This is a genomic window from Pseudoalteromonas sp. 11L1 (assembly GCF_055397545.1).
Map to the genome: position 1 here is coordinate 1,052,051 of NZ_AP041141.1, position 16,035 is coordinate 1,068,085.

Annotated in this window: 13 protein-coding genes; all 13 read left to right on the forward strand. The window is 38.5% G+C overall.

Annotated features, from left to right (window positions below; translation table 11 throughout):
• Nucleotides 1-128: 128 nt before the first annotated feature.
• On the forward strand, nucleotides 129-1,280 hold the full coding sequence (locus tag ACZ5WS_RS04905) for a glycosyltransferase (RefSeq protein WP_138606316.1): 1,152 nt from the start codon (nucleotides 129-131) through the stop codon (nucleotides 1,278-1,280).
• Nucleotides 1,281-1,289: 9 nt separating this feature from the next.
• A complete protein-coding gene (locus ACZ5WS_RS04910) occupies nucleotides 1,290-2,702 on the forward strand; it encodes a lipopolysaccharide biosynthesis protein (protein WP_138606318.1) in 1,413 nt (470 codons plus the stop codon).
• Nucleotides 2,695-4,086 (forward strand): O-antigen ligase family protein, encoded by a 1,392-nt coding sequence (locus ACZ5WS_RS04915; RefSeq protein WP_138606320.1) that lies wholly within the window; start codon nucleotides 2,695-2,697, stop codon nucleotides 4,084-4,086. The genes ACZ5WS_RS04910 and ACZ5WS_RS04915 overlap by 8 nt, the downstream gene beginning before the upstream one ends.
• Nucleotides 4,052-4,756 (forward strand): acyltransferase, encoded by a 705-nt coding sequence (locus ACZ5WS_RS04920; protein ID WP_138606321.1) that lies wholly within the window; start codon nucleotides 4,052-4,054, stop codon nucleotides 4,754-4,756. Before ACZ5WS_RS04915 ends, ACZ5WS_RS04920 begins: the two co-directional genes overlap by 35 nt.
• Nucleotides 4,757-4,760: 4 nt before the next feature.
• A complete protein-coding gene (locus ACZ5WS_RS04925; RefSeq protein ID WP_464710932.1) occupies nucleotides 4,761-5,897 on the forward strand; it encodes a glycosyltransferase in 1,137 nt (378 codons plus the stop codon).
• A gap of 130 nt (nucleotides 5,898-6,027) precedes the next feature.
• Nucleotides 6,028-7,521, forward strand: coding sequence for a GumC family protein (locus tag ACZ5WS_RS04930; RefSeq protein WP_464710933.1), 1,494 nt, complete (start codon nucleotides 6,028-6,030; stop codon nucleotides 7,519-7,521).
• A 1-nt stretch (nucleotide 7,522) separates the two neighbouring features.
• Nucleotides 7,523-8,599, forward strand: a complete 1,077-nt coding sequence (locus ACZ5WS_RS04935) for a glycosyltransferase (protein WP_464710934.1) — start codon at nucleotides 7,523-7,525, stop codon at nucleotides 8,597-8,599.
• 10 nt (nucleotides 8,600-8,609) lie between these two features.
• Entirely contained in the window at nucleotides 8,610-10,409 is a 1,800-nt protein-coding gene (locus ACZ5WS_RS04940) for a sugar transferase (RefSeq protein WP_464710935.1), read from the forward strand.
• 166 nt (nucleotides 10,410-10,575) lie between these two features.
• Nucleotides 10,576-10,884 carry an STAS domain-containing protein gene (locus ACZ5WS_RS04945; protein ID WP_464710937.1) on the forward strand — a complete coding sequence of 103 codons (309 nt, stop codon included), beginning with the start codon at nucleotides 10,576-10,578 and terminating at the stop codon, nucleotides 10,882-10,884.
• 20 nt (nucleotides 10,885-10,904) lie between these two features.
• Entirely contained in the window at nucleotides 10,905-11,759 is an 855-nt protein-coding gene (locus ACZ5WS_RS04950; RefSeq protein WP_464710938.1) for an OmpA family protein, read from the forward strand.
• Nucleotides 11,760-11,762: 3 nt separating this feature from the next.
• Nucleotides 11,763-13,847 carry an SLBB domain-containing protein gene (locus ACZ5WS_RS04955; RefSeq protein ID WP_464710940.1) on the forward strand — a complete coding sequence of 695 codons (2,085 nt, stop codon included), beginning with the start codon at nucleotides 11,763-11,765 and terminating at the stop codon, nucleotides 13,845-13,847.
• Nucleotides 13,844-14,548: a cellulose synthase operon protein YhjQ/BcsQ gene (locus ACZ5WS_RS04960; protein WP_055013286.1), complete on the forward strand. Its 705-nt coding sequence runs from the start codon at nucleotides 13,844-13,846 to the stop codon at nucleotides 14,546-14,548. Before ACZ5WS_RS04955 ends, ACZ5WS_RS04960 begins: the two co-directional genes overlap by 4 nt.
• A 7-nt stretch (nucleotides 14,549-14,555) precedes the next feature.
• On the forward strand, nucleotides 14,556-16,016 hold the full coding sequence (locus tag ACZ5WS_RS04965; RefSeq protein ID WP_138606337.1) for a SpoIIE family protein phosphatase: 1,461 nt from the start codon (nucleotides 14,556-14,558) through the stop codon (nucleotides 16,014-16,016).
• The last annotated feature ends 19 nt before the right edge of the window (nucleotides 16,017-16,035 follow it).

The window sequence follows — 16,035 nt, forward strand, 5'->3', positions numbered from 1 at the left end:
TTTTTGTCTAATGCTTTGCATTTTGCAATATATGTTCGCAAATTGACTTTAATCTAACCATTTTTAGTGCTTTTTAACTGGGCATGGTTCTTGCGAAATAACCATTAGAATCTTTTGGAGTATTTAGCATGAAACATATAGGCATTGTTGTACCAAGCTTCCATATCCCGTCAGAAACCTTTGTGGTGACAGAAATAAATGCACTTGTTAAAGCAGGTCATAAAGTAAGTGTTATTACCTTTGAGAATTTAAATACCAGTGCAAATCTCGATAGCAGTGTAAATGTAATTATCATTAAAAAGTCTTTTAGTGCTGCTGCTAAATTTGCAATGTCTAAGCCGCTAGTAGCTCTTAACGCTGCTAAAATTGCTTTTCGCTTTACCTCAATCTCAGCCATGTCGCTTCTAGGGTATGGGTTAAACATTGCAGAAATAATTAAGCGGCACGGTATCTCTCATATACATTGTCACTTTATGCATGCACCGTTGGCATACTCGATTGTTGCTAGCAAAATTGCGGGTATTAGTGTCTCTTCAATCGGTCATGGTCATGATGTATATGTAAACGATACCGATCTCAAACTCAAGCTTTCGTTATGTGATTTCTCGGTTGCTGTGTGTAAAGACATGGCTCAAAAACTAAGTAATTACAAAGTTGGAAAAGTTGAGCTATTGCATTGTGGTGTTGATTTAAGTTTATTTAGCAGCACTCCAAATCGACTTCATGAGTCTGTTAAATTGTTATTCATTGGGCGCTTAGTTGAAAAGAAAGGACTGCAATTTCTATTACCCGCTATAAAAAAATTAAGTAAAAAATACGCCATATGTCTAGACATCGTGGGCGAAGGCCCATTAATGAATGATTTAAAGTTTTTGTGTGAAGAGCTTGGGCTTGATAAAGATGTTCGATTTTTAGGGCGTCGTACGCCTCTTTGGTTATCAAAAAATACCAGTAACTACTCAGCACTGGTTGCGCCATTTTGTGTATCTAGTAATGGTGACAGAGACACTGGGCCAGTAGTTCTTAAAGAAGCTATGGCCAGTGGTATTCCTGTGCTAACGACCAAGCTTATGGGGGCAAAAGAAATTGTAAATGATTCTGTTGGTTTTAAATGTGAGCCTTCAAGCATTATTGGTTTAGAGACTATCTTAACTCAATTCTGTGAGCTTAATCCCTATGAAAGATATGCCAAAGGTATCAATGCTAAACGATTGGTAGCAAATAAATTTAATGCCAGCTCACAAGCTAAAAAGTTGTCATCTTGGGTGCAAAACTCATAAGGAATGAAGATGAACGGACTTAAGCAAATAGCCTATTTTGGACTATCAACATTATTGCTCAAAGGGCTTGGCTTTGCTTTACTCCCTATATCGACTCGTCTTTTAAGCCCTGCACAGTTTGGTGAACTTAATTTTTTAGTCTCTATTTCAGCCGTAATGTCTTTGTTGTTGTGCCTAGGCTTACCTGAGCTCCTTTTTAAACAGCAAATGAAAAGCGTTGTTTGTAAGCAGGCTTTATTTAGGGATGCGTTGATTTTATGTAGTATGTTAAGCACTGCATTTGTAATTGCTGTTGTATTGTTTGCTGACCTATTGCTGAATTTATTACCTATCTCTGTTAACCAGATAGATCTGCAACTATTAGCCGTTAACTTGGCATTTTCGTCGGTATTGTCGATTGTATTTTGCTTTTTTAGATATTACGAAATGGCTAAGCAGTTTTGCTATTTAGCTGTTTTACAAGGGGTAGGGCAAACTCTACTCACCATCGTCTTGCTATATCTAGGCTTTGGTGTAACCGGCGTTATGCTTTCTGGTGTGGTAGCGAGTTTTATTGTACTGATATTGTCACTGTGGCAAATAGCACGCACGATTAATATTAGTTTTAAATGTATCGCATGGAATATTACGACTAAGAATACGCTATTTTTGTTAAGCATTATTATCTCTTCGCTCTTTGTGTACGCTAATAATGGCGCAGAAAACTGGTATATTGCAGCCAGTGTGGGCAAAGAAAAGCTCGCTCAATATTATGTCGCTCTGCAATTTGCAGTCATGACCTCGTTCACATTTGAGCCAATCAGAATGTGGTGGTTTTCACGCCGTTTTGACGAGTTAACCTCAAGCCGCAACCACTATGTGTTTTTATGTGAATTAAGCCTTGAGATTGCGATTACCCTTTGCTGCATAATGCTACTTTTAGCGCCGCACTTATTCACCCTCGTTTTACCACAAAATTATTTACTTAATGCCTGGTTATTACCCAGTTTAATACTCATTGTTGTGCTGAGACACCATAGCGATTTACTTAATATTGGTTGTTATGTTCACTATAACGGCTTGTTTGTGACTATTATTAATGCAGTGAGTGCTACGAGCGTATTAATTGCATTAAGTTTTTTAGTGCCAAAATGGGGAATATTAGGTGCTGTTGTATCGTTAGCATTGGCGCAAACTTTAAAAACGCTACTGTTTGTAGTTATTAGTCAAAAGCTAGAGCATTTAGCATTTAAAGTACACAGTCTGCTCCCTAGCTGGCTGTGCTTTATTCTTGTGTTTTCGTTAAGTGTGACTCAAGTGTCTTACTACATTGTAGGACAGGTTGCTGTGTTGATATGTTTGTTTGCGGTGTTATTTAAAAAGTATAAACACCACATCACGGGAATATTGCAACGGCTTTTAGCAAGGAAGGCGCATGGTTAACTGGTATAAAGAGCATTACTTATTAATAAATGGCTTAGTGATAACGGCGCTTATTTTAAGCTTATATTCGTTATTTGGGCCCATAGCTGCTTTTGCTTTATTGTTACTGCCATTTGCTGGCGTATTAGCCGTGCGTATTAGTACTGTGTTTATTATCTTATTTATTTTATTTAGTTATTTTAGGATCCATGAGGCATTTGTATTTTTAATGCCGCTTAAAATCCCTAAACTCTTAGCGCTAGCCTCTTTACTGGCCATTTTCTGGCATTTATTTATTTCCAAAACATTAAAACCGCATTGGAGCTCAGCTCATCTTATTTTTGTCATTTGGTTTGTGTGGCTTACCGTGTGTGTGTTTTCGGCTTCAAACCGTGGCGTTGCTATTGAGTATTGGTCTGGAGTGTTGGTTAAAGTTTTTATTATGGTGTTTGTGATCAGCTGGTGGTTAACGCGATTTTCTCACTTTAGTTACGTAAGACTAGGAATTATGATTTCTGGTGTGGCCATTGCGCTGGTGGCACTGAATAACAAAATTAATGGTGTGGGGCTAGTTGAGGGCACCCGAGTCACTATTTCTCGAGAGTATCGTTCACAACTGGGCGATCCTAATGATTTATCTTTAGTGCTGATGTTTCCTGTGTCTTTTTTAGCTGCTGAATTATTTAATACATACAACAATCCATATCGACGATTATTTGCAGGCGTTGGTTTAATTTTGGCTATTTCAGGAGTAATAGCTACGCAAAGCCGAGGCGGCCTATTAGGTATTGCTGCTATTTTAAGTTTCTTTTTATATCAAAAGGTAAAAAATCCAGTGGTTGTGGCTGCATGTGGGGCAGTTGCCATGCTTGCCATGATGGTCTTTGCGGGGATTTCAGATAGGCAAAGTGGTGGTGCTGCAGAAAGTGGAGTTGATGAGTCTGCTATGGGTCGAATATATGCTTGGCAAGCTGCAATAAACATGGCGCTTGCTAACCCGCTAACAGGAGTTGGGGTAAATAACTTCTTCGTAAACTATTACTTTTATAGCCCGCACTGGGATGGCAAGAATCATGCAGTGCATAGTACGTGGTTTCAGGTGCTTGGTGAAACAGGCTTTGTTGGTATATGTATTTTTTTACTGGTTATCGCCAGTATTTATCGCAGCTTGTCTCGAGTATTTTGCATTAATAAGCTTAACTTTAATTCTGAAGTGACAGTGAATGCTAATGCGCTAAAAGCCGGTTTAATTGGTTTTATGGTTGCAGGTACGTTTTTAACTCAAGCTTTTACGTGGCCTTTGTACATCATTTTGTCGCTGACCATTGCCCTAGAAAAGCTGACTATCGATAGTAATAAGGATTCGTCTTATGGTGACCCAACTAAAGTATTGGCTAAAAAATAGTAACAGTCCCTCGGCAAAACGTTTGTTTAAATTTGCAAAGTCGCTGCGTAATCCACAGCTACCCGTTATTCCTCTACTACATAGTGGGCTTTATCATCTGCACCATTTTATAAAGCAGTTTGTTCATGAACTGCTGAGAATATTTTATTACACCCCATTATTTAAAAGCCAAATTCAAGGCAGTAAAAAACGTTTATATTTATATTCGGGTATGCCTCAGGTAATTGGTAAATTAAGGGTTGAATGTAAAAACGATGTCAGGATCTCGGGGATCAGCACTTTGTGTGGCCGTGTAAGTAATGAGCGTGAGCCTCTACTAAGTATTGGTAATAATGTTGATATTGGCTGGCAAAATGCGTTTTCGGTAGGACGAAAAATTGTACTTGAAGATGATGTAAGACTTGCGGGACGTGTTTTTTTAGCAGGCTTTCCTGGTCACCCAATTGATTGTGAACGTCGTGCGAACGGCCAAAGTGATGACGAGAGTCAAATTGGCGATATTATTATTAAGCGTGGAGCATGGATTGGGACCGGTGTTACGGTACTTGCTGGAGTAACCATAGGTAAAGGAGCCATTATAGGGGCGGGCAGTGTGGTAACCAAAGATATTCCCGATTTTACTATTGTCGCAGGTAATCCGGCTAAAGTAGTCAAAAACATAGTGGAGTGAGCGAATGAAATTTATTGTTTTTGCAGAAGATTGGGGGAGCCACCCTAGTAGTACTCAGCATTTATTTTCAGAGCTTGCAAAAAGACAGCAAGTGAATTGGGTTAATTCTGTGGGAATGCGTAAACCTAGCGTAAAGCTGCACGACATAAAACGTATTTTTAATAAATTTAAGCAGCTATTTCAACCCTCTAATAATAGTAAAATAGCCACGCCTAAAAATATGACGGTATATAAACTGCCTATTTTACCATGGCATGATAATGGCTTAGTGCGCTGTTATAACCGTTGGGTTTTCTCTCGTCATATTGGTGCTCATAAAACCAGTGAACCTATTGTATATTGGTTAAGTGTGCCAACGGCATGCTATCTGTTTGATAAAAGATCCACCGACTCGCTAATTTATTATTGTGGTGATGATTTTAGTGCGCTGGCTGGGGTTGATCCTATGCTGATTGCGCCTTTTGAGCAGCAGCTGATTAAAAATGCAGATCTTATTTATGTGATCAGCGAATTATTAAAAACCAAAATGCCTGCTGAAAAAACTAAATTATTAACACATGGCGTGAGCTTTGATTTATTTACGAGTAATGTCGACAAAGCCGCAGAAATCAGCGCTATTAAAACCCCCATTATTGGCTTTTATGGCAGCATTAATGCCTGGCTAGATATTCCTTTATTAATGGCGTTGGCTGCTGCTAGACCGCAATATCAATTGGTATTAGTTGGCGATATTACCACTCCCATTTCAGGGTTGTTGCAGTTTGAAAATGTAACGCATATTAGTGCGGTTGAGCATAAACGGTTGGTATCTTTCTCGGCTCATTGGGATGTATCTATTTTACCATTTGTTGATAATGAGCAAATTAGGGCTTGCGACCCGCTTAAATTAAAAGAATATTTAGCGGTAGGCAAACCGATAGTCGCAACCGATTTTGCGGCAGTGAATAATTATCACTCGCAAATTTTTATCGCTCAGTCACAGAATAACTTTATTGAAAAAATTGATCAGGCGTTGTCACTCAGTCAAGCAAAATTAAGTTTATTGCATGCAGTCCAAAAAAACATAGCGAAAGAGCATAGCTGGCCGGTAAAAGCACTCACTGTGATTAACGATCTACAAATATTAAATCCCTCCGATTAAATCATAACTATAATATTGGCGCGCCCTGTGCAACTACTCCATTAAAGAAGGCTATTTACGCTGTAAATTTTTATTTTGCAAATAGCCGCAAAGTTTCGCATAGCAATATGCAAATCAATGGGTAGCGAATATGTTAGTTAGAGAGCAAATAAAAAGATTACTTTATTTAGCTTTGTACGCTGTTTACACCAGGGCAAAGTTATTTGTTTTGCCGTTGCTGATTGTACCCGTAGTAGTGATTGTACTCGCGGCAACGTCACAAAAACAATATACAAACCACGCCACTATTCTTATAGAAGAATCGGCGCTGCTTAATCCCTATTTAGATGATTTGTCGTTCTCGTTTGATTTATCAAATAGGATGGCAGCTTTGCGCACCTTAGTGATCAGCCGCAAAGTTCTGATTGCCGTGGCAAAAGAAACCAATTTAGTACCAAAGGATGCATCTCCCGCCAAAATAGAAAAAATACATCAAGAGCTTTCACAGGCGCTTTCCTTATCATTGGTAGGAGATGAGCTAGTTAGGGTTAACTTTATTTGGCATGACCAAACCCAAATGAAGGCGGTGCTAGAAAAAGTGGTAGAGAAATTTATAGAAAGTTTATTAGCCCCAACGAAAGCATCACTGGATACCTCGGAGCAATTTTTTTATCAGCAACTGGTAAGTTTAAGAGAAGAGTTGGAGATTTCTGAGGCTTCATTGGCAAGCTTTAAAGCAAAAAACAGTAATACTTTACCCGCTGTTTTACATAGTAATAGGCAAACCTTCGATAAGTTATTAAGTGATCAACAACAAAAGTCCATTGTGCTCTCAGGCGCTAATGCCAAGCTTGAGGCACTTACTACAAAAATGGGTCAAGCAAACCCGATTCTCGGTCGTATAGAAGAGAAAATAATTACTGCAGAATCAGAGCTCAGTTTTTTAAAAACCCGCTATACCGATAAACACAGCAAAGTGGTTTCAAAAAAGCGCGAACTACTCAGCATTAGAGCGCGGCAACAAGCGTTAATTGAAAGTGGTAAAGGCCTTGATGCCACTAATATTGATCAGCTTTGGCAAATGGCTAATACCTTACCCAGTGGAAATGACAATGAAAGTAATGTGTTGGTGTCACAAATACTCGCTCTAGAAGAAGCTAAAAATAATGTTCTGCAGCATCAGCAAGAATACGACATGTTAGAAAAACAAGTCAATTCAGTGAGCGAGCGCTTACTAGTAACCAGTGATATAGAAAAACAACTTAGAAAGCTCGAGCGTGACTACGATGTTAAACAGTCATTATACAAAGACATGTTAGGGCGTTACGAAATGGCAAAAGTGACAGGCAAGCTGGTTAAGTATGAAGGCCCTGACAAAGTTAAAACCATTGAGCGAGCTTATAGTCCCACTCAACCAATTAATACTTCACTCGTGGTGGCAATTATTATGGGTATTGTTTTAGGCATATTTACCAGTGTCACCTGTGTGTTTGTTGCTACCTTATTCGACAGTCATTTAAAAGATATTCAAACCATTGAAAAACTATCGTCACTAGACGTGGTTACCATTTTACCCATTGTTGGTCACAGCACGTTACATGCTCCGGTTAGTCCATCAATGCACTTCCTTAGTGAGGGAAATTAACATGAACGTTTTACATTTAGTTCAACACTTTAAAATAGGTGGGCTGGAAAAAATGGCCGTGACTTTAATGCAAAAAAGTCGATTTGCAGACACCAGTATTATTGTTTCTTTGGAAGGGACTGAACGGGATGCAGTAAATGAATGGCCAGCACTGTCAGCCTTTGAGCAAAAACTTATAAGCTTAAACAAAGCCCCTAAATTTGAACTAAGTGTAATTAAAAAGCTTAGTGAAATAATTAAAAAACATAATATTACAGTGATTCATAGCCATCACATTGGCCCAATGCTTTACGCTAGCCTCACCTGTTTAGTTAACCCGAGTGTTAAACACGTATCGACAATTCATGATGCGTGGTATTTAAAAAATTTTAAACAGCGAGTGATCACAAAGGTATTGAATAAGCTAACTAAAATCCATTGGGTGGCTGATGCAAACGTGGTCGCTAATGAGTTTTTCAACGAAACTGCTATTAAAGCTGATAGTACTATTCTTAACGGCATTGATTTTCAGCAGTTTATAGATACAGATGACGCTACTGCACGGATTAAGCTTAACTTACCGCACGACAAAAAACTTATTGGCTGTTCTGCGCGTTTAGAGCCAGGTAAGGGTCATTTAGATTTAATTAAATTACTGCCCGCGCTACCCAAAGAGATTGAACTCGTATTTGCTGGTAATGGCAGTTTACGTTTTTCATTGATGAGTGCTGCAGTGTCACTAGGTGTGGTAGAGCGAGTACATTTTTTAGGAAATGTGCAGCATATGGAATTATTTTATTCTGCCATTAATGTGATGTGCTTGTACTCGCAACGAGAGGGCTTACCTCTATCTATTTTAGAGTCGATGGCATGTGGCAAAGTAATAGTGGCAACTGATGTCGGTGGCATTAGCGAAGTGGTCAGTAATGAGCAGGGTATTTTAGTAAAGCCTAATGATTCTTTTGGCTTAAAACTTGCCCTATTGAAAGCATTGGAAATGAAGCACGGGCAATGCATTCGAGAGTATATTCTCTCAATTGCGGATGCAAACACAATGAGTGAAGCCTATGACCATTTTTATAATGGTTTAGCTTCATAAGGGGATTACAATGACTTTTTTACTGATTACATTGGCGATTTTGATAGTGTTGGTATTGTACCATCATGTTGGTTACTTATTGTTATTAAAGCTTTTTAGTAACGATGAAGCAAACGTCGAATCAAGCGCTACCCCGCCAACCACGCGCTTTGGTATTTTAATGTGCGCCTACAACGAGCAAGAACATATTCGTGAAAAGCTCTATAACCTGGGCTCTATGTTATACAGCACAGAGCAGTATGCTATTCATATTTACCTTGATGGCTGTACAGACAAAACCTATGACGAGGCGATGATTGCTCAATCGCATCTTGCAAAGCAAAATGTAGTGTGCCATTTGCATTTTAATAAGGTCAATAAAGGCAAGTCGTTTGGTGTTAATGAGTTAATAAAACTAACCAAGCCTAATTACGATGTATTGCTGTTCACCGATGTTAGTGCGTTACTGAGCGTTGATGTACTAAATAAAATTGATACTGATTTTAAAGACCCTCAGGTCAATGTGATCACTGGGGTTTATATATTAGATGACTTAGCCACCAAAGAGCAGCAACAGTATTGGCAATATCAAAATAAAGTAAAAAGTATGGAGTCATCATTAGGCGCTGTTATTGGCGTACCGGGTGCCATGTTTGCTATACGCGCCGAATATGCTCAGTTATTAGATGCGAGCACTATAAACGATGATTTTATTTTGTCGATGAAAGCACTTAATAAAGGTGGTAAAGCGCTAGTAAATAGCGAGATCAACATTGTTGAACGTGAATGCGATAAACAAAGCCATGATTACGCAAGAAGAGTAAGGTTAGGTGCTGGCAATTGGCAACAAATTAAAATGCTGTCTGAGCTATTTAATCCAAAATTAGGCTGGGTAAGCTTTAATTATATTTCGCACAAGGTATTACGTGGCATTATGCCCATTATACTGGTACTGATTTATGGATTACTAATTTTTCTGGCGGTTTTTTCTAACGTGTTTTTAGCCAAAGTAGCCTGTATTACATTAGCCGTTGTACATGGACTGGGTGCATTAAAACAGCTTTTGAGCATAAAGACTAAATGGCCGGTGATCGACAGTATTAACTATATTGTAGCGGCATACTTGTGTGCTTTTTGGGGGATTATTAAATTTGAACGCGGTGAATATAGTGAGCATTGGCAGCGCGTTCACCAAACTAAGCAGTCTAATAATCTTGTGATTAGAGCAGTAAAGCGCGGCATTGATATTTTAGGCTCCACTATTGGCCTAATTATTCTGTCTCCTGTAATGATCATGGTTGCATTGGTGATTAAGTTCAGCTCTAAAGGACCAGTGTTGTTTAAACAGTTACGAGTAGGGCAGAGTGATGATGACTTTGTGGCACTTTTTAACGTATTAAAATTCCGTTCTATGGTGGTTGATGCTGAGGTTAAAAGTGGAGCGGTGTGGGCAAGTAAAGATGATCCGCGTATTACCTCGGTAGGGCGGTTTATTCGCAAAACAAGATTAGATGAATTACCACAGTTATGGAATGTACTCATAGGCGATATGTCGCTGATAGGGCCACGTCCTGAACGACCTGTTTTTTATTCAAAACTTGAAAAAGATATTCCCTATTTTTGTCAGCGTACTTATGGCATAAAGCCAGGTATATCTGGGTTAGCACAAGTGATGAATGGTTATGATGAAACTATTGATGATGCACGCAATAAAATTGGCTGGGATTACGCCTATATGTTGAGCACCTCATCAGCTCGTAGCTGGTGTTATATGGAATTGACTATTTTATTTAAAACATTGGTTGTTATTTTTACTGGTAAAGGCCAATAACCCGCTTCGCATAATGCAATTGCACACCCAAAAAGCAATTGCATTATGCACTTCTATTTCAAAAATTAATTAACAAACCATTAAAGTTAATATATTTCAGTGGTTTAAGTTTGGCATTCTTCTTGTAACTGTCTATTTGAGTTCATACTTTTAATAGGTAATTAAAATGAAAAATGTAGCCAACAAAACCGATCAAACCGTTATTACCATTCCTAATGACTTTTCAGGCTTTGCTGTCGATGAGCTAAAAGATCAGTTTGAGCTGCTCGTTGAGCAAGACTCGAATTTTGTTGTTTTAGACTTTTCTAAAACCGAATTTATCGACTCTTCAGGAATAGGTGCTATTGTTTTTCTATATAAAAGAATTGAAAAACATAGTAATAAGCTATCTTTACTTAATGTCACAGGACAACCGTTTAAGTTAATGAATTTATTAAGAGTGGATAAAACCATTCCATTTATTGACGCTGTGTAGAGGTTATCAGGGAGAGTTTTATGAAGGCGCGCATAGCAATTTTCATTTTCATGTTTTTAGGTGGGTGTGCTTCTTGGCCGGATGAAGGACAAGGAGGTATGGCCGAAAAATACCAAAACTATCCATTAGATGATCAGCAGCTTGATGAAACATTTAATCAACCTGAGGGTATTGTAAGGAGCGAGTTTGAGCACTTAGAACTTAAGCTTGAATTATTAAAGTCGCAAGATATTAATGCCTGTATGCCAGCGCAGTTATTAAAAGCTCAAATTTATGAAAATCGTATCCGACGTTTAATTGCAGCCCAAATGTGGGAAGACGCGGAGCACGACTTATTAATTCATTATCATGGCCTTAATCAATTAGCTAACCATTTTGATACTGTTAGAAAGTTGACTAATTGCGCTGCATCGATTGATGAACAACCCGCATTAGTTAATGTAAAAAAGCAAATAGCGGAGTTATTAAATAGCGATAACCAATTTGCATTTAATGTCTTTGAAATAACCCCTAAATATGCCGTACGAGTTGCTCAAGCAGCCGATTTAATTAAACAATTAGAAAGTATTAGTATTTTGCTTATCGGGCATACTGACTCTGTAGGCAGTAAAAATAGTAATTATGAGCTGGCTTTAAAGCGCGCTGAAACTGTTAAGCATTGGCTGGGTGTTTATGGCGTGCCTACCTATAACATTACCACTTTAACCCAAGGCAGTTTAAAACCATTTAGTGAGTCGGAGCAAAGTGAGCAAAAACGCCATTCAGACCGCCGAGTTGAGGCTATTATATTAGATGCTAACGCGCAAAGTGAAAATAGCAAACAAGTAAAGTCACTAATGAATTGGACTAAAATTATTGAAAAGAAAAAGGAGTAATGTATGAGATTTATTTTTACTGTCTTCGTTTTTTTCTTTTTAATAACGAACTCTACGTTTGCAGCGCAAGCCGATGAATCCATAGTACAAGCAGGTAATAAGCTGTTTTTATATGTGCCAGGGGAACTTGAATTTGAAACAACTTTTGAGGTCGACAAAAAAGGTCAAATTAATATACCTGAGGTGGGGCAGTTTCAGGTCAGTAATAAAACGGTTGCGCAAATAGAGGCAGAACTTAAACCTATTCTTGCAGAGTTGTTTGTTGCAATAGATGACTTTTATGTGGAGCTGAGAAGCAGAGATATATTTATTAATGTTTTAGGGTATGTGATCACGCCCTCACAGGTGAGTATTCCTGATGATGGCAATATTCAGATGGTGATAGCTAAGGCTAATGGTTTAAGGCCTGGCGCACAGCTCGATCGTTTACAAATAAGACGCAAAGATGAAGTAATTGAATTTAATTACAAAGCATATTTAGACTCAGGCGACATAAATTTATTACCAAAGCTTAAAAGTGAAGATACTGTGTTTGTGCCTGTTTCTCCACTCCTTGGTAACGTACAAATTGATTTTGATGCACAAACGCTTAGTGCGACAGGGGATGCAAGCGACAACAGTGCCATTACTATGCTTGGTGAAGTGCACAACCCTGGTAGTTTTTCGTTTAAAGAAAATATGACGCTTCTAGATGCGCTGATGCGTGCGGAAGGGGTTACTCGCTATGCGGATGTAACTAAAATTAGAGTGATTGTTGATAAAGCTCCTGTTATTTTTGATTTAAAAGCATATTTAGATAAACCTACCGATAGCAACATGCCACTATTAAAAGCGGGATCAACCATATATGTGCCGATTATGGTGGATGATGTAAATACCACATCACGCACGGTTTATATTATGGGTGAGGTACAAAAGCCCGGTGCCTATGAGGCTGCCGACAGTACTAACTTTTTAGATATTTTAGCAAATGCAGGGGGCCCAACGCGCTTTGCAGAAACACGGCAAATAAAAATATTAACCCCTGCCGGAGAGAGCATACTTTTTGATTTACAGGGTTATAGTGAGGGATTAACCACCGCTAAAGTGCCCGATTTGAACCCCGGTGATGTAATATTTGTTCCTGAAAAAACAGATGTTAACGAAAAAAGCTGGTTAAAAATTCCGACAAAACGAGCGATTAAAATTATAGGCGCTATTCAATCTCCTGGTCGTTATGAGTGGAGTGATGAAATGGACTTTACTGATTTGTTAGCGCATGCTGGTGGCCCTACTAAAGGGGCTAACGTGAACGATATTAAAATTTTGCGAAATGGCGATGTCACCCAGCGATTTGATCTTGAAAAGTACACCATTACTAACGGTGAAATTGCGCTGCCGAGTTTAATTGCTGGCGATACTATTATTGTTGAAGAGTTACCAGTAGACCCCGGAGACAATAAATCGCAATGGATACGTCAAGAATCGAGCAAGTCTATTTATATCATGGGGCAAGTAGGTTCCCCTGGGCGCTATGCGTTCAATGACAATATGCATTTTATTGATATTTTGGCAGCAGCAGATGGTCCTAATGGTAGTGCGGATATTCGTAATATTAGAGTTACGCACCGTAATGGTAATCGCGCTCGAGTGAGCAAACTTGATTTAGCGATGTATTTTGAAACTGGTGATGAAACGTTATTTCCTCATGTGTCACCCGGTGACACAATATTTATTCCAGAAAAAGACAAAGATTGGTTACGTACCCCTAAAGAGAGAGTTGTTCGTATTATGGGAGCAGTGCAAAAGCCGGGTCGATATAACTTTGATGATACGATGTCTATTTTAGATGTGCTTGCTGAAGCTGGAGGGCCGTCAAGTTCAGCTCTCATTGACAAAATAGTGGTTGTTAACCATTCATGCTGTAAAGAACAATCTCGTGTGTTTAATCTTGAGGAATTTATAAAGTCTCCAAACTCGGCCAATATTCCGGTACTTAGAGCTGGAGATACGCTATATGTCCCTGATAAAGGTCAAGACCTAATTAGTCAATTTAAAGATAACTTCCTCGACTTTATAACCATAATTGCTTTGGTGATAAGCTTATGAACTTGATACCTGGGCAGTATCATGAACTAGAAACCATCTGTAACACCTTGATTGATGATGAAGCACGGTGCGTGACGTTTATTTCTTTGTACGGTGGCGAAGGTTCATCCACAGCCTGTATTAGTGTTGCTCAACGTTTAAAAAGTCAAAATAAGTCAGTACTCGTTATCGACCTTAACCCTATTAGTTCGTTTCGTTTAGACAAACAGCTGCCAACATTGACTAAGTTGTGGCGTTTTGATGATATTTCCTGTCAGCTCAGTGTTATGCCTTATCAAGGTATTGAAGTACTTACAATTCACAATTTAGAGTCAATTGATTCAGCAAAAAACAAACATGTTTTAAATGAAGCGGTACTGCGTTTAAAGCAAGAATATGATTATGTGTTGCTGGATATGTCGCCAGCATTAAAGTTAAATCGTAATAATGTACCACTGCATTCTTTAAGCTTATGTAGCGAGCTGACCTTGGTTACTATTGCGCTAGGTATTAATAATGAAGAGTCGTTATGTCAAGGCGTGGCAGAACTTAAGCAAGCGGGTCATAGCAATATAAAGTTATTGGTAAGTCAACATAGCTTTGCTCCTTTAGGGGAGCGCATGCTACTGCTCTTCCAACGACATTCTTCAAAATGGCCAAGGTTGTGCGCTTTTTTAACCAGCAAAATAAATAAACAAAAGTGGTTGTTTAAACATTACTGAGACTTTTATGGATATATTATTTGAGCGGCGTTTTGAATTATTATGGCCGACCTTAACTGAAATACGCCAAGTACTTAAGCATGTACTGGGCGCTTTATCGGTGACCCGAGATGAAGCGGATGCAGCAGGCTTAGTCGCAACCGAATACCTAACTAACTTAATTCGCCATAATGAGGGCGATGAGCAGCTTATAATGTTGCGTATTAACCAAATAAATCATGATACTTACCAATTAACTTTTATAGATGAACTTAAGCCTTATAATTTATTTAAACAAAACAACTCTTCATGGACATTAGCATCGGCTGAGCTGGTAGAAGGAGGGATGGGGGTTGAACTTATTCGCCATTACTTTGCGGATGCCACCTACGACACGCGAGCAGGAAAAAACTATTTTTCTTTTCCCTTAACTAACATTGATAAACGACCGAGTATTATTTATGTCGACGATGATGTCACTCAATTAGCATTAATGAGCGCCTACCTAAAAGATAAATTTAATGTCGTCACCTGTGAAAACATAGAGGCTGGCTGGCAAGCTATTTTAACCTCTGATGCTAGTATATTGTTACTTGATCATAAACTTAAACAAGGAACGTGTGAGCCATTACTGGAAAAGCTTAATAAATCGAATTTAAAATCTCAGTTATCGGTGGTGATGTTAACTGGCGATGATAGCGAAGAAGTGATCAGTAAAATTAATCGATTAGGGGTTGATGATTACTTAATAAAACCAGTTAAAAAAAATAAGTTATTACAAAGCATAGATCGAGTAACTCATCGATTTGCATACTTGTCCTATCAAAGTACATTCGGATTAACACCTTCTAAAGTGCTTTTAGGGCATGGTAAAACAGCGCATATTTTTGGCTCTATTAGTGTGGGTAATGGCGGTGACTTTTTTATGCCAATTAATGATGAAGGTACTGCTTTTATACTCGGTGATATGATGGGTCATGGCTTACAAGCGCTCAAAGAAAGCTTTGCTATAAAAGGTTTTATAAGTGGCTTTTTAGCGACCGGGTTAGCGTATCAAGAAATGCTCGTTGCGCTCAATAATGCGCTTTATAAACAGCAATTATGTAAATCAAGCTTAGTCACTTTAATGATTTGTTTTTTAGAAAATAATAAGTTGTATTGGCTCAATGCTGGTCATCCCGCACCGGTTATTATCAGTAAAAATGGTGAGCTATCTCAGCTAAATGGTACCGGACCATTGCTTGGGCTGTCTAATGATCATCAATATACTTTATATGAAGCCAAGCTTGATAATGTTGAACATATTATACTTTATACTGATGGTTGGACGGATAACCGCTTTACCGATAAAGACGAAATGACCGAATTAAAAAAAATCATCCCTATGCAAAGCTCCTCAGCAGAGGATTTTGCACACTCGTTATGGAAAAATTCTCAGGTTGCGCTTTCTAAAGAAGTGGATGATGCCTCATTAATAATCATTAATTGAATTTGATTTAATTAACTAT